General features: G+C 71.9%; 14 protein-coding genes and 1 pseudogene. 5 read left to right on the top strand and 10 right to left on the bottom strand.

Translation table 11 applies throughout. From position 1 onward, the window contains the following. Positions 1-39: 39 nt before the first annotated feature. Genes ABB07_RS30305 through ABB07_RS30285 form a run of 5 tightly spaced genes read right to left on the bottom strand, consistent with a single transcriptional unit; the run spans position 40 to position 5,806 of the window. Complete coding sequence (locus ABB07_RS30305) at positions 40-1,293, bottom strand: NtaA/DmoA family FMN-dependent monooxygenase (protein WP_208901698.1); 1,254 nt, start codon at positions 1,291-1,293, stop codon at positions 40-42. Next, on the bottom strand, positions 1,290-2,390 hold the full coding sequence (locus ABB07_RS30300) for an LLM class flavin-dependent oxidoreductase (RefSeq protein ID WP_208901697.1): 1,101 nt from the start codon (positions 2,388-2,390) through the stop codon (positions 1,290-1,292). The genes ABB07_RS30305 and ABB07_RS30300 overlap by 4 nt, the downstream gene beginning before the upstream one ends. Before the next feature lie 43 nt (positions 2,391-2,433). Further along, a complete protein-coding gene (locus tag ABB07_RS30295; protein ID WP_279617407.1) occupies positions 2,434-3,195 on the bottom strand; it encodes an amino acid ABC transporter ATP-binding protein in 762 nt (253 codons plus the stop codon). After that, a complete protein-coding gene (locus ABB07_RS30290; RefSeq protein WP_208901695.1) occupies positions 3,192-4,952 on the bottom strand; it encodes an FAD/NAD(P)-binding protein in 1,761 nt (586 codons plus the stop codon). Before ABB07_RS30290 ends, ABB07_RS30295 begins: the two co-directional genes overlap by 4 nt. Continuing rightward, on the bottom strand, positions 4,949-5,806 hold the full coding sequence (locus ABB07_RS30285; RefSeq protein WP_208901694.1) for an amino acid ABC transporter permease: 858 nt from the start codon (positions 5,804-5,806) through the stop codon (positions 4,949-4,951). The genes ABB07_RS30290 and ABB07_RS30285 overlap by 4 nt, the downstream gene beginning before the upstream one ends. 436 nt (positions 5,807-6,242) lie before the next feature. On the opposite strand from ABB07_RS30285, the gene ABB07_RS30280 reads away from it, so the two are divergent. After that, entirely contained in the window at positions 6,243-7,142 is a 900-nt protein-coding gene (locus tag ABB07_RS30280; RefSeq protein ID WP_244189559.1) for an ABC transporter substrate-binding protein, read from the top strand. Between the two features lie 32 nt (positions 7,143-7,174). Here ABB07_RS30280 and ABB07_RS30275 read toward each other — a convergent pair whose 3' ends face one another. Next, the gene (locus ABB07_RS30275; RefSeq protein WP_208901692.1) at positions 7,175-8,356 is read right to left on the bottom strand and encodes a DUF5685 family protein; all 1,182 of its coding nucleotides are present in this window, start codon (positions 8,354-8,356) and stop codon (positions 7,175-7,177) included. A 268-nt stretch (positions 8,357-8,624) separates the two neighbouring features. Here ABB07_RS30275 and ABB07_RS30270 point away from each other — a divergent pair, with 268 nt between their 5' ends. Further along, positions 8,625-9,062 carry a cell division protein SepF gene (locus ABB07_RS30270; protein WP_055710258.1) on the top strand — a complete coding sequence of 146 codons (438 nt, stop codon included), beginning with the start codon at positions 8,625-8,627 and terminating at the stop codon, positions 9,060-9,062. A 37-nt stretch (positions 9,063-9,099) separates the two neighbouring features. Here ABB07_RS30270 and ABB07_RS30265 read toward each other — a convergent pair whose 3' ends face one another. Then, positions 9,100-10,290: an acyl-CoA dehydrogenase family protein gene (locus tag ABB07_RS30265; RefSeq protein WP_208901691.1), complete on the bottom strand. Its 1,191-nt coding sequence runs from the start codon at positions 10,288-10,290 to the stop codon at positions 9,100-9,102. A 99-nt stretch (positions 10,291-10,389) separates the two neighbouring features. Then, positions 10,390-12,009, bottom strand: coding sequence for an MFS transporter (locus tag ABB07_RS30260; protein WP_208901690.1), 1,620 nt, complete (start codon positions 12,007-12,009; stop codon positions 10,390-10,392). Positions 12,010-12,268: 259 nt separating this feature from the next. Between ABB07_RS30260 and ABB07_RS30255 the strand changes: the two genes are divergently transcribed. Both ABB07_RS30255 and ABB07_RS30250 read left to right on the top strand, forming a co-directional pair. After that, positions 12,269-13,522 (top strand): glycosyltransferase family 39 protein, encoded by a 1,254-nt coding sequence (locus tag ABB07_RS30255; protein WP_208901689.1) that lies wholly within the window; start codon positions 12,269-12,271, stop codon positions 13,520-13,522. Positions 13,523-13,759: 237 nt separating this feature from the next. Then, the gene (locus ABB07_RS30250; RefSeq protein WP_208901688.1) at positions 13,760-14,785 is read left to right on the top strand and encodes a phosphatase PAP2 family protein; all 1,026 of its coding nucleotides are present in this window, start codon (positions 13,760-13,762) and stop codon (positions 14,783-14,785) included. Between the two features lie 98 nt (positions 14,786-14,883). Here ABB07_RS30250 and ABB07_RS30245 read toward each other — a convergent pair whose 3' ends face one another. Then, a complete protein-coding gene (locus tag ABB07_RS30245) occupies positions 14,884-15,099 on the bottom strand; it encodes an I78 family peptidase inhibitor (RefSeq protein ID WP_208901687.1) in 216 nt (71 codons plus the stop codon). 407 nt (positions 15,100-15,506) lie between these two features. Between ABB07_RS30245 and ctaD the strand changes: the two are divergent. Next, positions 15,507-17,192, top strand: a pseudogene (gene ctaD / locus ABB07_RS30240) (aa3-type cytochrome oxidase subunit I); the annotation flags it as partial. On the opposite strand, the gene ABB07_RS30235 reads toward ctaD, so the two are convergent. Continuing rightward, entirely contained in the window at positions 17,083-18,129 is a 1,047-nt protein-coding gene (locus tag ABB07_RS30235; protein WP_244189558.1) for a helix-turn-helix transcriptional regulator, read from the bottom strand. The pseudogene ctaD and the gene ABB07_RS30235 overlap by 110 nt on opposite strands. Positions 18,130-18,166 lie beyond the last annotated feature (37 nt).

Below are 18,166 nucleotides of genomic sequence, written 5' to 3'. Positions count from 1 at the left end.
CGTCTTCCCCTTCATCTGTGTCATCTCCGTCATCCGCGATCAGCCTTCCGCTGCCGGGTGATCCAGCCCGAGATGGGAGCGAAGAGTGGCGCCCCGGTATTCCGTGCGGAACACGCCACGTTCCTGGAGCAGCGGCACCACCCGGTCCACGAACTCCTCCAGCCCGTCGGCCGCGAGCAGGAAACCGTCGGCCAGTCCCTCGCGGACCTGGGCGTCGAGGTCGGCGGCGACCGCGTCGGGGGTGCCGACGAAGGACTGCCTGCCGCTCGCCTCGATCACGGTCTCCCGGCTGGAGAGCCCCTTCTCCTCCGCCAGCGCCCGCCATCTCCCGACGCGCGCCAGGGTTTCGGGGTCGCTGCTGCGTGGGGCGATCCCGGGCAGCGGGCCGTCGGGGTCGTGGCCGGAGAGGTCCACGCCCCACAGCCGCTCCAGCGCGTACCGCGCGTACCGCGGGGTGACCCGTTGCCGTCTGATCCCGGCGGCCCGCTCCTGCGCCTCGGCGGCGGTGTCCCCGAGGACGACGGTGACGGCGGGCATGACCTTCAGGTCCTGTGGCGCACGGCCGTACGCGGCGAGCCGCCGCCGGACATCGGCGCGGCGGGCGCGGGCCGTCTCGGGCGGGCCGTGCCGGGTGAGGAGTACGTCGGCCGTGGCCGCGGCCAGCTCCCGGGCCTCCTCGGACTCGTCGCCGTGGATCACCACGGGCCGCTCCTGGGGTGAGCGTGGCAGCCCGAACTCGCCGGCGAGGTCGAAGTGCCGGCCCCGGTGCGTGACCGGCCGGGGTGTCCCGTCGGGTGTCCAGGAGTCCCACAGCAGCCTGGCCACGGTGACGAACTCGGCGGTCCTCGTGGAGCCGGGGTCGCGCTCCGGGGGGCCGCCGGGGCGGAAGTTCTCGGCGGCGTCCGGCGTTGCTGTCACCCGCCAGGCCGCCCGGCCCCCGCTCAGGTGGTCCAACGTGCCTATTCTGCGGGCGAGTTCGTACGGCTCGCCGAAGGCGGTGTCCGCCGTCGCGGCGAGCCCCAGCCGTGCGGTGCCTCCGGCGAGCGCGTTCAGTACGGCGACCGGTTCCGGCCATCCCACCGGGTCCAGGTCGTGCAGCCGCCCGCGGTGCTCGGGCAGTCGCAGTCCCTCGTCGAGCAGCAGGAAGTCGAACCGGCCGCGCTCGGCGGTGCGGGCGAGGCGTTCGCAGGCGGGGAACGCGATCCGCGAGCCGGTCGGCGGACCGGTCCCCACCGCGGTGTCACCGGCCGCCGGGAACCGGACCGCCAGGTGCATCCGTGGTCGTACGGTCATGACGTTCCCCCGGCCATGACGTTCCTCCCGGACACAGCGTTCCTCCCGGACACGGCGTACTGGTTGGCGGGCCGGGCCAGGCCCAGGTGCTCGCGCAGGGTGCTGCCCGGGTAGAAGGTGCGGAACAGGCCGCGGTGCTGGAGCAGCGCCACCGTGCCGTTGACCAGCCGCTCCAGGTCACGGCGCGGCTCGACGGGCACGAGGTGGAAGCCGTCGGCGACCCCGTCGGTGTACCAGCCGGCGACCAGTTCGGCCAGGTCGACCGGGCCGCCCCGGTACAGCGGCCCCCGCCCGGTCGCCCGCGGGCCCCCGCCCCCGTGTCCGGGCTCGGCCGCGTGCTCGCCGTCGCCGAGGTCGACCAGCAGGCTCACCAGGACCCGCAGGGTGTCCGGGTTCCGCCCGAACCCGGCGGCGCTCGCGCGCAGTTCGTCGCGTACGGCGGTGGCCTGTGCCGGGGTGGCGGCGCGGACCAGGGCCACGTCGGCGTACCGGGCGGCGACGGTACGGGCCGGGCGTTCGGTGGCGTCGACCAGCCGGACGGGGTGTCCCTGCGGCGGCCGGGGCACGGTCGAGGGACCCCGGACGGAGAAGGCGGTGCCGGTGAAGTCGACGCGGTGCAGCTTGTCCCGGTCCAGGTAACGGCCGCTCGGCACGTCCCGGACCTCGGCGCCGTCCTCCCAGCTGTCCCACAACCTCGCGGCGGCGTCGGCGACTTCGCCCGCCTCGTCCCACAGCCGGCCGACGGGCGCCGTGGGCCGGTGGCCGAAGAGCCGGGCCTCCTCCTCACCTGCGGACACGTCGATCCGCCAGCCGGCCCGTCCCCCGCTGACCCAGTCCAGCGTCGCCACGGCCGCCTGCACCGCGAAGGGCTCGGTGTGGGTGGTGGTGACGGTCGGGACCAGGCCGATGCGCCGGGTCGCGGGCGCCGCCCGGGACAGCACGGCGAGCGCGTCGGGCCCGGGCCGGGCGAAGGAGTCGTCCAGCGTCACGAAGTCCAGCCCACCGCGCTCGGCCAGCCGGACCAGCTCGAGGTACGGTTCCGCACCGAAACAGTCCGGCAGATCGACGGCGGCGGCGAGATGCAGCAGATTGCTCATGCCCGGTGCCTCGGCATCCCTCGGCCCACAGCGGCGCCCATCCTCACAGCACCTTCGCCAGGAACGCCCGGGTCCGCGCGTGCCGCGGCCGGTCCAGGACCTCGCCCGGTGGTCCCTGTTCGACGATCCTGCCGTCGGCCATGAACACCACCGTGTCGGCGACCTCACGGGCGAAGGCGATCTCGTGTGTGACGACGATCATCGTCGTGCCCCGGGCCGCCAGGTCCCGGATGACGTCGAGGACCTCGCCGACCAGCTCGGGATCGAGCGCCGAGGTCGGCTCGTCGAACAGCAGCAGCCGGGGTTCCAGCGCAAGCGCCCGCGCGATGGCGACCCGTTGCTGCTGCCCGCCGGACAGCTGCCGCGGATAGGCGCCGGCCTTGTCCTCCAGTCCCACCCGCCCCAGCAGCCGGCGCGCGCGCTCCGCCGCTTCCTTCCGGGGCCGTTTCAGCGCGGACACCGGGGCCTCGACGACGTTGTCGAGGACCGTGAGGTGCGGAAAGAGGTTGAAGTTCTGGAAGACGAACCCGATCCGGGTGCGCTGCCTGAGCACCTCGCGCTCGGGCAGCTCGTACAGCTTGTCCCCGGCGCGCCGGTATCCCATCAGCGCGCCGTCGACGCTGATCTCGCCCCGGTCGACCTTCTCCAGATGGTTGATGGTGCGCAGCAGCGTGGACTTGCCGGAGCCGGAGGGCCCGAGCACGACGGTCACCTCGCCGGTGCGCACCTGGAGGTCGATGCCCTTGAGGACGTCGAGCGGGCCGAAGCTCTTGTGCACCGACCTGATGTCGACCATGACGCTCATCGTGCGGGTTCCCTTCTCGGTGAGGTGCTCAGGAAGGCCAGCGCCGCGCGGGCGGTGGCGTCGTTCTGCCGGAACGCGGCGCCTCCGGTGCGCGGCCGGGTGAAGGCGCCGGGGGTGCGGGCGTCGGTGTACGGGCCGAGCGCGAAGCGCCGGGGATGCGGCCGCCCCGCGCCGTCGAGGATCCGGCCGTCGCCGGGGTCGACCCGGAGCAGTCCGTCGGGAGTCTCGGCGGCGCCGTCGGCGTGCAGTTCGCGCAGCAGGCGGTCGCGGGCCCGGCCCACGGTGGGCTCGGGCAGCCGGGCCTCGACCAGCGCCCGGGCCTCGGCGGAGAAGCCCGGCACGGTGGGACTCGTGGCCCGGAAGACCCCGTCCTCGGCGGTGACGGTCATGTCCGCGCCGAGGAACTTCAGCAGTCCGGCCCGGGACAGCGCGAGCATCTGCCGCAGCCGGGGTCCGGGCGGCCCGGACGCCAGGTAGCTGAAGAAGCCGTGCCACCAGGGGCCGGTGTTCCCGAGGCGGACGAGCTGACCGTAGACGGAGAGCAGCCCGAGGAACACGCCGAGATCCGCGCTGTGCGAGGGGTCGTGACGGCGGCTCAAGTCGGCCTCCACATAGCCCCGCAGGCCCTCCTGGAAGTCCTCGTGGGAGGCGTACCGCACCCCGTCCAGCGGGTGGTCGAGCGCGGCGAGGTCGAGCCGGTCGGCCGGGTCGGGTACGGCGGCGGCGACCAGCGCCCGCACCTCGGCGACGTCGCCCGCGGCCGCGTACTTCTCCTCGAAGTCGGCCCAGGCCATCGCCGTACGCTCGGCGTGGGCGGTGAAGAGGCGGTGGTAGTGGGCGAAGCCCAGCTCCTTCTCCACCAGCGGCCACACATCGCGCCGGAAGTCGAGGCCCTCCGGCCGGGCCCGCAGGACCTCGACCTCGGCCGGTCCCAGGAAGCGGGGCAGCGGGGGCCGCTCGCCCGTCCAGTCGTAGCCGATCTTCGCGTGGTACGGCACGCCGCGCCGCGAGCCGACGTAGAGCACCGGCTCGCGCCCCGAGGGCACGTAGGTGCCGCCCTCGTACCGCCCGCCGCGGCCCTCGGTGAGCAGCACCATCAGGTCGACGAAGGCCAGCCCGAAGCCGCGTACGAGGACGGGTTCGCCGGGCTGCAGCGCGGACAGGTCGGTGTCGGCGGTGAAGTCGGGTGGCAGGTGCACCAGGCCGTGCTCGCGGGCGTGGGCGGCCAACTCGGCCTGATCGTCGTCGAGTTCGGCGTCCAGGTGGCCGATCGCGAGAATCACCAGGTCGGCGAGGAGGGGACGCGGGCGGCCCTCCAGCCAGACCTGCTGGCGGCCCTCGCGCGGGCCGCTGATCCGCAGGGCGCGCCGCGGATGGTGGTGGACGGTGATGCCCTCGGGCAGCTCGGCCCGGGCGCGCTCGTACACCCAGCGCAGGTAGCGGCCCTGCAGCTGCCGGTCGGCGAAGGTGCTGCCGTCGAGGCCCGCCCACTGGTGCAGGGTGGGGCCCTCGCGCACCGGGCCGTCCATGACCACCGTCTCGTCGGTGAACATGGTGACGTCCTCGGCGTGCGAGTTCATCCACAGCAGCGGGGACTGCGCCTGGCGCCAGATCCGGCCGCCGCCCGGCGGATGCGGGTCGACCAGGTGGATGTCGAGGCCCGCACCGGCGTACAGCTCGGGGGCGTTGGCGGCGATACGTTCCAGCAGTCCGGTCCCCCGCGGCCCGGCTCCCACGATCACCAGCTGCGGCCTCATCGGGCGCGCTCCGTGCCCCGCGCGTAGTACTTCTCGACGTAGTGCTGGCCGAGGCCGAGGACCGAGGTGACGACCGCGTACCAGAGGGTCGCGACCATCAGCAGCGGGATGACCTGGTAGGTGCGGTGGTAGATCAACTGGGCCGAGAACAGCAGGTCGTTGACGGCGATGACGCTGACGATCGAGGTGCCCTTGAGGGTGCCGATGAGCATGTTGCCGGCGGGCGGCACGATGGAGCGCATGGCCTGCGGCAGCACGATCCGCCACCAGCGGCGCGACCGGCTCAGGCCCAGCGCCTGGGCGGCCTCGATCTGGCCGCGGTCGACGGAGAGGATGCCGGCCCGGACGACCTCGGCGGCGAAGGCGGCCTCGTGCAGGGTGAGCCCGACGACCGCGACGGCGACCGGGGTGAGCAGGTTGACGGTCTTCACGCCGAACACCTGCGGGTACAGCGCCCCGATGTTGAACCACAGCAGCAGCTGCACCAGGATCGGGATCGACCGGAACAGCCACACATAGCCCCAACTGACCGCTCGCAGCACGGGGTTGGCGGAGAGCCGGAAGGCGGCGAGCAGGGTGCCGAGGGCGAAGCCGAGGACCATCACGACCGCGGTCAGCCACAGCGTGAGCCAGAGGCCGCGCAGGATGGAGTCGGACGTGAAGTAGTCGGCGACGACGCCCCACTGGAACGCCTGGTTGCGCAGGACGGAGGTGACGGCGAACCCGAGCAGCACGAGGACGACGACGGCTGCCGCCCACTGGCCGTACCGGCGCTGCGGGACGATCCGCGGGGCGTGGGCGGGATCGGGTTCCTCCGCCGCTGCGGGGACTTTGGCGAGGGTGTCGGATGACATGCGAAGGCTCCGTGACGAGAGTCAGGGTGATGCCTTCACACGGGCGCGCCGCGCGGCGCGGGTACGGCCGAGCCCCTCAGCAGGGCCGTTCGTCGAGAGTACGCGGTCGTTTCGGTGCACTGTCAAGGCTGTCCGGACTGTGAGCCGTACGTCTCAAGTCAGTTGACGCACAACCGGATGCCTGTTCCACTTGGCCCATGCATCCACAGCAGTGGCTGGTCACCCGCTCCCACATCGACTTCGGTCGCGTGTGGTCGTCCTCCTGTTGAGCTGACCCCCTGCGCACGCCTGCCCGCCGGCAGGCGTACTCGCGTTCTCCCTTCTTTCCGCGCCTTTCCACGCCTTCACACGCGCACCCCTCCCCTCGCGCTTCCCCGTCCTGCTGCTCACAGGAGATCACCACCCGATGCGTACGCGTCATTTGCTGCCTTTTGTCATGATTACGTCGGCCGCCCTGTTCCTCACCGCCTGCGGCTCCGGCTCGGGCGGGACGGACGCCTCCGGAGTGGCGGCGAAGTCCGGCGAGGTGCCCACCACGGACGTGGTGTCCGCGGAGAAGAAGGACGAGGCGGCGGCGAAGCTGCTGCCCGCCGGCACCACCCGCCTCACCGTCGCGATCAGCGTCGGCGGCACCCCGCCCGGCACCACCTATCTCTCCGACGGCAGGACGCTGACCGGCCAGGACGTCGACTTCACCAAGGCGGTCGCCAACGTGCTCGGCATCCGGCTGAAGGTGGAGCAGGCGAGCTTCGAGGCGATCCTGCCCGCGCTGGACAGCGGCAAGTACGACTTCGGCGCGTCCAACTTCGGCGTCACCGACGAGCGCCGCAAGACCATCGACTTCGTCACCTACGTCAACGACGGCCAGGGCTTCGCCGCCCGCAAGGACAGCAAGCTGACGAAGGTCACCGATCTGAGGCAGCTGTGCGGACTGAACGTGGCGACCGGTGCCGGCACGACCTTCGAGGCCACGCTGGAGGAGAACAAGCACGTGTGCACCGACGCGGGCAAGAAGCCGTACCAGGTGCAGACGTACTCCGAGCCGAGCGCCATCTGGTCCTCGGTGCAGCAGGGCCGCAGCGACGTGGTGATGTCCACCATCAACGGCCTGCGCTACGCCGTGGCCCACCAGCCGGGCCTGAAGTTCCTGAACGAGTTCCACCGCCTGGACGTCGGCTTCGCCTTCAAGAGGGGCACGAAGCTGGCGCCCGCCTTCCAGGCGGCGGTGAACAGGCTGCTGGCGGACGGCACGTACCAGAAGATCCTCAAGAAGTGGGGCACGACGGGCTCGGCCCTCACCACGTCACGGATCAGCCCGCCGGAACTGAGGAACTGAGCGGGACGGCCCGCGCGGGCCACGGCCCGCGGTCACAGGCCGCAGTCACAGCACGAGCAGCATTCACAACACTCACAGCACTCACAGGCGTCGCAGCACGACAGGTCGCAGTCGCAGTCGCAGTCGGCGCAGCAGCCCTCGCGCCTCTTCCGAGACCAGGGGCCCTCGAACTCGTCGGCGCAGCACACCTTGCAGGTGCAGCACAGGCCGAGGGCGGCCGCGCAGCCGGCCCAGAAGCCCCGCTTCTCCGGGTGCGGCGGCTGCCCGCCGAAGGGGTTGCCGTACGGGTGGCCCGGCGCGTTCGGCGCGTGCTGACCGGGCGGCGGTCCGAACGAGGCCTCGGGCGCGTGTCCGCACGCGCGCGTGCCGAAGGCGCGGTCCACGGAGCGCTCCAGCTCGTGCACGAGCAGCAGATGGACCAGCCTGCCGTCGGCGAACTCGGCCTCCCGCAGGGCGAGCCGGATGCCGTGCACGGCGTCGTCGGCGAGCCGGCGGGCCTCGGCCCGGGAGGTGCCCGTGGCGGTGAGCGGGTTCCAGGCGCCCGACGCGGCGTCGGCCTCCTGGTCCTCCACGGCGTCCAGCAGATGCGCGAGCCGGCCGAAGAGCCGGCCCGCCTCCGCGAGCGCGGTCGCGTTGCCCGGCCGCCCGGCCAGCACCGCGGTGTGGGCGAAGGCGGCGGCGGTGGCGCTCTCGGTCGGCTCGGTGACGGTCAGGACCGGGGTGCCGTACCCGGCGAGGGATTCGAGGTCGAGTTGCCGGTCGACGGCCTCGACGAGGACGCCGGTGTCGAAGCCGACCGCGGCGCCGCTGTGGGCGCCGGCCCTGCCCCAGCCGGCGGCGACCCGGCGCGCCGCGGCGGCCACGGGCCGGCGGGCCAGCAGCCCGTCCCGGTCGGCGACATGGTCGCGCACCTTCGCCGCGGCGAGCACCAGGGAGACGGCGGCGGCGAGCCGGGCGCCCTCGCCCTGGGCGACGGACGCGGTGCGCATCCCGCGCAGCGCGCACGGCCCGGCCGTACGGCGGCCGTCGACGGTCCGCCCGGTCTGAGCCTCCGTCAGGACCGAGATGAGAAGGCCGTCATAGTTCGTTACCATGCGCGCGAATTGCCCGTGGTCGCGGCGCAGGGCGAGGCAGAGCCCGCACAAGTGCGCCATCCACTCGGCCTTGAGGCGTTCCCCGAGCCGATGAGAGCACGGTCTGACGATTCCGAACACGACGATCCCCCGTGATGTGGTACGACGTTGACATTCACCCGGACGCACCGATCATCACCCATCCGCCGACGACTATCATATTTCACTCTCAGTCAGCAGCCGTATGTGTCACGACCCTTGGGGCACAAGGACTCTCGACGGATCGGCTGTGCACCAGTACCGTCACAAACCCCCCGCGCGGCGTCTATCCACTTGGCGCGCCGTCCGCATCATGGATGACCATAGGGATGCGGAAAGCAGAAAAAGACCGCTGTGAGAGGAGGCGTCCATGGGATCGGTACGCAAGGCGAGTGCGTGGCTCGGCCTCGTCGACGACAACGATGACGAGCGTTACTACGACGACGAGTACTCCGAGGGCACCGAGTCCGAGGGCGCCTGGGTCACCGACCCGCGGGTGAAGGTGGCCTCGGACACGGCCGAGGAGAAGGGCCGCCGGATCGGCACGGTCACCCCGGACAGCTTCCGGGACGCCCGCGCCATCGGCGAGCTGTTCCGGGACGGCGTCCCGGTCATCATGAACCTCACCAACATGGAGCCCGGCGACGCCAAGCGCGTCGTGGACTTCGCGGCGGGGCTCATCTTCGGTCTGCGCGGCTCGATCGACCGCGTGTCCAACCGGGTGTTCCTGCTCACGCCGGCCGACACCCAGATCATCAGCGGCGAGGCGTCCGCCCACCGCGAGGACGGCTTCTTCAACCAGAGCTGAGGCAGGGCCGCTCACCGGCCCTGCCTGCCGACTCCGGTCAGCGGAAGGCGTCGAGCCCGGTGAGCGCCTTGCCCAGCACGAGCTGGTGCATCTCGACGGTGCCCTCGTAGGTGAGCACCGACTCGAGGTTGGTCGCGTGCCGCATCACGGGGTATTCGAGGGAGATCCCGTTGGCACCGAGGATCGTCCGCGCCGTACGGCAGATCTCGATGGCCTCGCGGACGTTGTTGAGCTTGCCGAAGCTGACCTGCTCGGGACGCAGGCGGCCGGCGTCCATCCGCCGCCCCAGATGATGGGCGAGCAGGATCCCCTTGTGCAGTTCCACCGCCATGTCGGCGAGCTTGGCCTGGGTGAGCTGGAAGCCGCCGATGGGCCGCCCGAACTGCTCCCGCGTCTTCGCGTACTCCACCGCCGCCTCGAAGCTGCTGCGCGCGGCGCCCATCGCGCCCCAGACGATGCCGTACCGGGCGTGCGACAGACAGCTGAGCGGTCCGCGCAGTCCGGTGACCTCCGGGAGCACGGCGGTGGCGGGCAGTCGTACGTCGTCCATCACCAGTTCACTGGTGACGGAGGCGCGCAGGGACCACTTGTGCTTGATCTCGGGCGCCGAGAAGCCGGGGGTGTCGGTGGGGACCACGAAGCCGCGGATGCCGTCCTCGGTCTGCGCCCAGACGACGGCGACCCCGGCGACCGACCCGTTGGTGATCCACATCTTGCGCCCGTTGAGCACCCAGTCGCCGCCGTCGCGCTTGGCGTGCGTGCGCATGGAGGCGGGGTCGGAGCCGTGGTCGGGCTCGGTCAGCCCGAAGCAGCCGATCACCTCGCCGGCCGCCATGCGGGGCAGCCACTCAAGCTTCTGCTCCTCGCTGCCGAACCGGTGGATCGCGTACATGGCGAGCGAGCCCTGCACGGAGACGAGGGACCGGATGCCGGAGTCGGCGGCCTCCAGCTCCAGGCAGGCCAGCCCGTACTGCACGGCCGTCGCGCCGGCACAGCCGTACCCGGTCAGGGACATGCCGAGGGCGCCGATGGAACCGAGTTCGCGCGCCAGCTCCCGGATGCCGGGCAGCTCGCCCTTCTCGTACCAGTCGGCGACGTACGGCAGCACCCGGTCGGCGGCCCAGCCGCGGACGGTGTCCCGGATGGCCAGGTCCTCCGCGTCCAGGAGGTCGTCGATCCCCAGCGGGTCGGTGGGATCGAACGGCGGCAGCTTCGCGGACGCGGACATGGGACACCCCTCCGGGACACGGGAACTCAACAAAACTAGCAGCGCTAGTTACGGCTCTCCCGCCGACGTTACGGTGCGCGGTCCCGCACGTCCAGTACGTCAGGCCGAGACCCGGGACTCCGCCTCCCTCGGCGCGGGCAGCTCCACCGCCTCAACCGCCTCCTGCGCCTCCCCGCACTGCATGACCCGCGGCAGCCGCAGCGCCATCACCGCACCCAGCAGCAACAGGCCCGCGCTCACCAGCAGCGTCACATGCAGCCCGTGCACGAAGGAGTCCCGCGCGGCCCGGCGCAGCGCTTCCCCGGCGCTGCCGCCCAGCCGTCCGGCGATGTCGTAGGCCTCGCCGAGCGAGTGCCCCGCCCGGTCCGAGGCGTGCCGCGGAACGCCCGGCACCGCGCGCAGATGCGGCGCGTAGGCCGCGTTCATCACGCTGCCGAGCAGCGCGATGCCGATGCCGGCGCCCAGCTGGTACGACGTCTCGCCGACCGCGGCCGCGCCGCCGGCCTGGTCCGCCGGGGCCTCGCTGAGCATCGACTCGTAGGCGCCGAAGAGGGTGGTCTCCAGACCGAAGCCGAGCAGCACGAAACCGGCGAGCAGCAGCGGTGCGTCGTCCGTGCCGCCCATCGCGGTGAGCGTCAGGACCGCGACGGCGGTGAGGCAGAAGCCGAAGCAGACCATGCGGCGCGGCCCGAAGCGGCGCAGCATCCGCGCGCCCGCCAGGCCCGCCGCCATCGCCGCGACGGTCAGGGGCAGCAGCCGCAGGCCGGTCTGCAGCGGGGAGAGCCCGAGCACCAGTTGCAGATACTGGGCGGCGATCAGCTCCAGGCCGACGAGCGCGAGCATCGCCAGCACGATGCAGCCCACCGAGGTGCTGAACGCGGGCCGGCGGAACATCCGCAGGTCCACCAGCGGGTGCGGGTGGCGCCGCTGGCGCCGTACGAAGAGGACGAGGAGGGCCGCGCCGGCCAGCAGCGGCAGCACGGTGAACACACTCGCCGGCGCCTCACCACCGCCCAGCCGCTTCACGCCGAGGACGACGCCGAAGAGACCGCCGGCCGCCATCAGGGCGCCGGTGACGTCCCAGGGGCCGCACCCGTCACCGCGCGACTCGGGCAGCAGGATCCGGCCCACCGGGAGGCTGACCAGCATCAGCGGGATGTTGACCAGGAAGACCGCGCCCCACCAGAAGTGCTCCAGCAGGAAACCGCCGAGCAGCGGGCCGACGGCCGCGCCGACGGCGGCCACCGCGCTCCAGATGCCGATCGCGAGCGCGCGCTCGCGCCGGTCGGGGAAGACCTGACGCAGGATCGACAGGGTCGCCGGCATGATCATGGCGCCGCCGACGCCGAGCAGCGCGCGGGCGAGGATCAGCATCTCGGCGGTCTGCGCGAAGGCGGCCACGGCGGAGGCGACGCCGAACAGGCCGTAGCCGAGCAGCAGCACGCGTCTGCGGCCGACCCGGTCGCCGAGGGTGCCGAAGAGGATCAGCAGCGAGGCGCAGACCAGCGGATAGACGTCGACGATCCAGAGCAGCTCTATGGCGCCGGGCTTGAGGTCCTCGGTGACGGCGGGCACCGCCACGTGCAGCACGGTCGCGTCCAGGGCGACGAGCAGCAGGCTGACGCAGAGGACGACGAGAACGACCCAGCGGTTGGCAGCGGCACCGGCCCCGGCCGTCCGACGGCATGGCCGTACGGCAGCCGTGGTCGTCCCGGACATGTACGTACCTCCCAGATGTGCCGCGCGCGGGGCGGACCGACGGGGTGGGGACTCCCCGTCGTACGGCCGGAGAGGAGCGGTGTCTCCGGCCCGCGCAAACCCACGCGGGTGACTCGTCAGCGTACGCGAGTTCGCCACGGGGACACGTGGCGGACCTCTCACACGCTGGACCGAACCCGTGTGGCGTACGCCACGTCGTTCCCTCTTGACCACGCCCCAGTGGCCGTTCCGGTTCCCTCGCCCGTCAATAATCGGGTGCGTGACCGGTCTTGACACGCGCGTGGCCCCACCCCGCGCCCCACTCCTGCGCCGGGCGGCACCGGCCCTCCTGGGCTATGCGGCGGTGCGCGCCCTGGGGCTGGTCGTGCTGGCGCTGTGGAGCGCCGCGCGCGGCAAGAGCGCGTACACCCTGCTGACCGCGCGCTGGGACTCGCTCTGGTACACGCGGGTCGCGGAACTGGGGTACGGCTACGAGGTCCGGCTGCCCAACGGCGACGTGCACTCCAACCTGGCGTTCTTCCCGCTGCTGCCGTGGCTGGAGCGGCTGGGGCACGCGGTCGCGCCGCTGTCGTACGCGGACGCGGGCTTCGCGGTCAGCCTGCTCGCCTCGCTCGCCGCGGCCTGCGGGATCTTCGCCGTCGCCGACCGGGTGTACGGCCCCCGGGTGGGGGTCTGCGCCGTCCTGCTGTGGGCGGTGCTGCCGGTCGGGGTCGTGCAGTCGATGGCGTACAGCGAGTCGCTGTTCACGGCGCTGGCCGCCTGGTCGCTGTACGCGCTGCTGACCGGCCGGTGGATCACCGCGGGCACCCTGGCGGCGCTCGCGGGGCTGACCCGGCCGGTGGGGGCGGCGGTGGTCGCGGCGGTATGGGTGGCGGGCTTGGTCTCGTTCGTGCGGGACCGGAGCGTGAAGCTCACGCCCGGCGCGTACGGCAACGAGCACGCCCCGGCGCCCACGCCGAGCGCGTCCGACGGCACGCAAGCCCCAGCGCGCGCACCGGGCGCGCGCACCGCCCCCGCATGGCGCCGCGTGCTCGGCATGGCGATCGCCCCGCTCGGCGCCGCCGGGTACGTGCTCTGGGTCGGGCAGCGGACCGGGAAGGGGATATTCGGGTACCTGGACGTCCAGGCCGGATGGCGCAACGGGTTCGACGGCGGCTATGCGTTCGCCCGCTTCGTGGCCGACAAGTTCACGTCATTTCCGTCCGCGTTCGCCGGCGCCGGCCTGATCATCGGGGTGGCCCTGCTGCTGTGGCTGTACCTGACCGGCGTCCGCCGGCGCCAGCCCGTCGAACTGCTGGTGTACACGGGTGTCGTCCTGGCCCTCGCCCTGTGCGCGTCGAGCTACTTCGGCTCCAAGCCGCGGCTGCTGATGCCCGCCTTCCCCGTGCTGCTGCCGCTCGCCGGTGCCCTCGCCCGGCTGCGCACGTCCCGATCCGTCCTGGTCACGGCCGGGTTGGCGGTCGCCACGGCGGCCTACGGGGCGTTCTGGCTGAACGGCTCCGGCCCTCCTTGATCGACTTCTCCGGCCGGTGACGGTCCGGAAAATTCCGCGCCAGGACCTGGTTAACGCATTCATAAGCGCCATATAAACAACACCCGGCATGATCAAAGGAATTGCAGAGAACGGCCTCACGGGATTGCGGAATGCCTGGAATTCGAGCCGCCCTTGAGAGGTTTCCCACATCACATCGTCATCACAAACCCGCTGATTCGACCGGGAACACAGCTCACTCGCTGTAACGTCGATTGGGTGCGTACCGAACGAAACCTCACCCGGCGTCTGGACCGGGTGTTCGCCAGACTCGACCGTGAGCCGGAACGACCGGCCCACATCGATGTGCCGAGGATGAGCAGGCACCGGGTCGTTCTGTTCACCGCGACCCTGGCTTTCTACCTGGCGATCGTGTGGGCCGTGGTGATCACGTCCTGGCTGGTCCGGCTCGACTGGCAGGTCATGTTCTTCCGGCCGTACCAGCAGTGGCCGCAGATCCACGCCTTCCTCGACTACTACGTGGTGCTCGGCCAGCGCGGCCCCACCGCGGTGATGGTCGCGGCCTGGCTCGGCTGGCGCTCCTGGCGGCAGCACACCCTGCGCCCGCTGCTCACCCTGGCCGCCTCGCTGCTGCTGCTGAACATCACGGTCGGCGCCGCCAAGTACGGCATGGGGCGCCTCGGTCCGCACTACGCGACCGTGATCGGCTCGAACGAGATGATGCGGGGCGGCGATATATTCCCCAGCGGCCACACCGCCAACGCGGTCGTGACCTGGGGCATCCTGGCCTATCTGGCCTCCACCCCGAGAGCGCGCCGCTGGCTGTCCGCGCTGTCCGCGGTCACCTCGCTGGGCGTCGGCATGACCACCGTCTACCTCGGTACGCACTGGCTGAGCGACGTACTGCTGGGCTGGGCCGCCGGCCTGCTGATCCTGCTGGCCCTGCCGTGGTTCGAGCCGCTGATCGCCAAGGCCGAGGACGCGCTGTTCGACCTGCGCGACCGCTGGCGCGCCCGCCGTGGCCGGCCCGTGCCCGAACCGGTCGTCCCCGTCACGCCGGTGGTGCTCCGGCCGCGCGGCGCACCGGCCGAGCAGCCGGCCCCGGCACCCGAGCCGGTCGCCTCGACCCGCGCCTCCAGAGGGCTGGTCCATCTCGCCCCCGGCCCGCACACGACCCGTTCGGAACGCACCCCGGTCACCCCGGTGGGCAGCCGCCGCCCGCCCCACACCGACCACCGCCTGCCGCGCGGCACACAGCCGGCCAGGCCGCTGACGGGCGGCTGACCCACCGGCAGTCTTTCGTCCGCGGCTCCGTTGTGGCTTGTCACGCCCACGCGGCGGTAGCCGTACATCGATACCGCCCCGCGCCCCTTCGGGGCGCGCTACCCCTTCCAGGCGCGGGCCACCACACCGTCCCGCACCTCGAAGTTCAGCCGCCCCACCCGGTACTCCATGGTGATGATCGCGCCCGGCGGCAGCGACCGTACCGTCGACCACCCCCGCTGCCGGGCGAGCCGCTCGGCGTCCGTGGCGTCGAGGCCGACGTACCCTTCGGGACTGTCCTGGGGCTCCGCTGGCGGAGTGGGAATCGGTGCCATGCCGCCACGCTACCGCGCGGCGCAAGGTAAGAGTCGTATCAGGCTCCCGTCACACTTCTGTCGCAGCCAGACGGTCGCGTATCCCTCGAACTCCCTCACACGTACGAGGGTTTCCGAGGCGCCCGCCGGGGCAATCGAACAGAATTCACGCAGCCCGGAGCAGTGCGTCGAATTACCCGGCGGAAAGTTCCCCCGCCGGGATCCCGGCAGCGTCCGGAGATGTCATTCTCCGGGCAATCCGGCAGCGCCGCCCCGGCACCTGACACCGCATAGGAATTTCACGGATTCAGCACATACCCCTCGCACGCCCCCTGTCGGAGCGGGCGGCACCGCGAGCATCATGGCGCCGGTCCGCGGGTACGCGGACCGCGGGCCCGGGCGCGGCGATGCGGAGGGGCGGGCGAGCGATGGGGACCGAGACGGCAGGGGCGACGGCAGGGCCGGTGCGCGGCAGGAACCGGGCCGGGCGGCTGGTGGTCGACTGGCTCACCACCACCGACCACAAGAAGATCGGGCATCTGTACCTGATCACGGCGTTCGGCTTCTTCCTGGCCGGCGGCGTCATGGCGCTGCTGATGCGCGCCGAACTGGCCCGGCCGGGGCTGCAGATCATGAGCAACGAGGAGTACAACCAGTTGTTCACGCTGCACGGCACGATCATGCTGCTGCTCTTCGCGACCCCGAGCTTCGCGGGCTTCGCCAACGAGCTGATGCCGTTGCAGATAGGCGCGCCGGACGTGGCGTTCCCCCGGCTGAACATGCTGTCGTACTGGCTGTTCGCCTTCGGCGGGCTGATCGTGCTCGGCTCGCTGTTCGCCCCGGACGGCCCGGCCGACTTCGGCTGGTTCGCCTACGCGCCGCTGAACGACTCCCTGCACTCCCCCGGCGTCGGCCCCGACCTGTGGATCATGGGGCTCGCGCTGTCCGGCTTCGGGACGATCCTCGGCGCGGTCAACTTCATCACCACCATCGTCGGGATGCGCGCGCCGGGCATGACGATGTTCCGGATGCCGATCTTCACCTGGAACACCCTGTTCACGTCGGTCCTGATCCTGCTGGCGTTCCCGGTGCTGGCGGCGGCCCTGCTGGTGCTGGAGGCAGACCGGCGGTTCGGCTCGCAGGTGTTCGAGGCGGCGAACGGGGGTGCGCTGCTGTGGCAGCACCTGTTCTGGTTCTTCGGGCACCCGGAGGTGTACATCATCGCGCTGCCGTTCTTCGGGATCATCACGGAGATCATCCCGGTGTTCAGCCGCAAACCGATCTTCGGTTATCTGACGCTGGTCGGCGCGACCATGGCGATCACCGGGCTGTCGATCGTGGTGTGGGCGCACCATATGTTCGCGACCGGCGCGGTGTTGCTGCCGTTCTTCTCCTTCATGTCGTTCCTGATCGCGGTGCCGACGGGCGTGAAGTTCTTCAACTGGACCGGCACGATGTTCAAGGGCTCGCTGTCCTTCGAGACGCCGATGCTGTGGGCGATGGGCTTCCTGGTGACGTTCCTGTTCGGCGGCCTGACCGGGGTGCTCCTGGCGTCCCCGCCGCTGGACTTCCACGTCACGGACTCGTACTTCGTCGTCGCGCACTTCCACTACGTCGTCTTCGGCACGGTCGTCTTCGCGGTGTTCGGCGGCTTCTCCTTCTGGTGGCCGAAGTTCACCGGGAAGATGCTGGACGAGCGGCTCGGGAAGATCCACTTCTGGACCTTGTTCACCGGCTTCCACACCACGTTCCTGGTGCAGCACTGGCTGGGCGCCGAGGGCATGCCCCGCCGGTACGCCGACTATCTGGCGGCCGACGGCTTCACCGCGCTCAACACGGTCTCGTCGATCGGCGCGTTCCTGCTGGGCCTGTCGACGCTGCCGTTCCTCTACAACGTCTGGAAGACCGCCAGGTACGGCGAGAAGGTCGACACGGACGACCCCTGGGGCTACGGCCGCTCCCTGGAGTGGGCGACCTCCTGCCCGCCGCCCCGGCACAACTTCGTCACGCTGCCCCGGATCCGCTCGGAGTCCCCGGCGTTCGACCTGCACCACCCGGAGTACGCCGAGAAGGAGCGGGAGCCGCACCCCGCGCCAGAGCCGCATCGAGCCGGTCCCGGAGCCGGCTGATCTCCTCGGTCAGCTCGGCGGGCTCGATCACCTCGAAGGGGAAGCCGGTCATCAGAATGTGAATGACCATCACCTCCAGGTTCGGCGCGCCGCTGCGCAGGACGCAGGCGTCCTCCCCGTCGGCCTCCAGTGTCCCGGCGGACGGCGAGATCCGCTCGGCGGCCTCGTGCAGCGGCACCAGCAGCCGTACGGCGGAGTGCGCGGCGTACGCGCGCGTGGAGACGCCCTTCGAGACGTAGGCGGCCAGATCCTCGGCGGGCGGCTCGCGCGGGGTGAAGCGGGGCCCGTGCGGCGGCCTGGGGGTGATGCGGTCGACGCGGAAGGTCCGCCAGTCCGCCCGGTCGACGTCCCAGGCGACCAGGTACCAGCGCCGCTCGGTGCACACCAGCCGGTGCGGCTCGACGGTACGGCGGCTGTCGGCGCCGTCGTGCGTGCGGTACGCGAAGCGCAGCCGCTCGGCGTCCCGGCACAGGTGGGCCAGTTCGGTGAGCAGCGCCGGGTCGACGTCCGCGGCCGGCGGGCCGCCGCGGAGCATCGGCACGGTGAAGGCGTTCAGGGCGCTCACCCGGCGGCGCAGCCGGTCCGGCAGCACCTGTTCGAGCTTGGCGAGGGCGCGTACGGAGGTCTCGCCGATGCCCTCGATGCCCTGCCCGGCGGCGGTGCGCAGGCCGACGGCCACGGCGACGGCCTCGTCGTCGTCCAGCAGCAGCGGCGGGAGCCGGGCGCCCGCGCCCAGCTGGTAGCCGCCGCCGGTGCCGGGGCTGGCGTTGACCGGGTAGCCCAGCTCGCGCAGCCGGTCCACGTCCCGGCGGACGGTGCGCGTCGTGACGCCGAGCCGGTCGGCGAGTTCGGCGCCGGGCCACTCGCGGTGGGACTGGAGCAGCGAGAGCAGGCGCAGCAGGCGTGCCGAGGTCTCCAACATGGGCCGAGTCTGACAGGGAACGCGGACAGCCGCTGTC

The sequence above is a fragment of the Streptomyces incarnatus genome (assembly GCF_001027185.1).
In the GTDB taxonomy this organism is placed as follows: domain Bacteria; phylum Actinomycetota; class Actinomycetes; order Streptomycetales; family Streptomycetaceae; genus Streptomyces; species Streptomyces puniciscabiei.
The sequence above is the reverse complement of the archived record's forward strand: the minus strand, read 5'-3'. Positions and strand labels throughout refer to the sequence as shown.

What these genes read in the sequence shown, in the direction of transcription:
- ABB07_RS30305 (WP_208901698.1), bottom strand. Translation starts at nt 1,293, where the DNA reads ATGACCGTACGACCACGGATGCACCTGGCGGTCCGGTTCCCGGCGGCC.
- ABB07_RS30300 (WP_208901697.1), bottom strand. Translation starts at nt 2,390, where the DNA reads ATGAGCAATCTGCTGCATCTCGCCGCCGCCGTCGATCTGCCGGACTGT.
- ABB07_RS30295 (WP_279617407.1), bottom strand. Translation starts at nt 3,195, where the DNA reads ATGAGCGTCATGGTCGACATCAGGTCGGTGCACAAGAGCTTCGGCCCG.
- ABB07_RS30290 (WP_208901695.1), bottom strand. Translation starts at nt 4,952, where the DNA reads ATGAGGCCGCAGCTGGTGATCGTGGGAGCCGGGCCGCGGGGGACCGGA.
- ABB07_RS30285 (WP_208901694.1), bottom strand. Translation starts at nt 5,806, where the DNA reads ATGTCATCCGACACCCTCGCCAAAGTCCCCGCAGCGGCGGAGGAACCC.
- ABB07_RS30280 (WP_244189559.1), top strand. Translation starts at nt 6,243, where the DNA reads ATGATTACGTCGGCCGCCCTGTTCCTCACCGCCTGCGGCTCCGGCTCG.
- ABB07_RS30270 (WP_055710258.1), top strand. Translation starts at nt 8,625, where the DNA reads ATGGGATCGGTACGCAAGGCGAGTGCGTGGCTCGGCCTCGTCGACGAC.
- ABB07_RS30265 (WP_208901691.1), bottom strand. Translation starts at nt 10,290, where the DNA reads ATGTCCGCGTCCGCGAAGCTGCCGCCGTTCGATCCCACCGACCCGCTG.
- ABB07_RS30260 (WP_208901690.1), bottom strand. Translation starts at nt 12,009, where the DNA reads ATGTCCGGGACGACCACGGCTGCCGTACGGCCATGCCGTCGGACGGCC.
- ABB07_RS30245 (WP_208901687.1), bottom strand. Translation starts at nt 15,099, where the DNA reads ATGGCACCGATTCCCACTCCGCCAGCGGAGCCCCAGGACAGTCCCGAA.
- ABB07_RS30235 (WP_244189558.1), bottom strand. Translation starts at nt 18,129, where the DNA reads ATGTTGGAGACCTCGGCACGCCTGCTGCGCCTGCTCTCGCTGCTCCAG.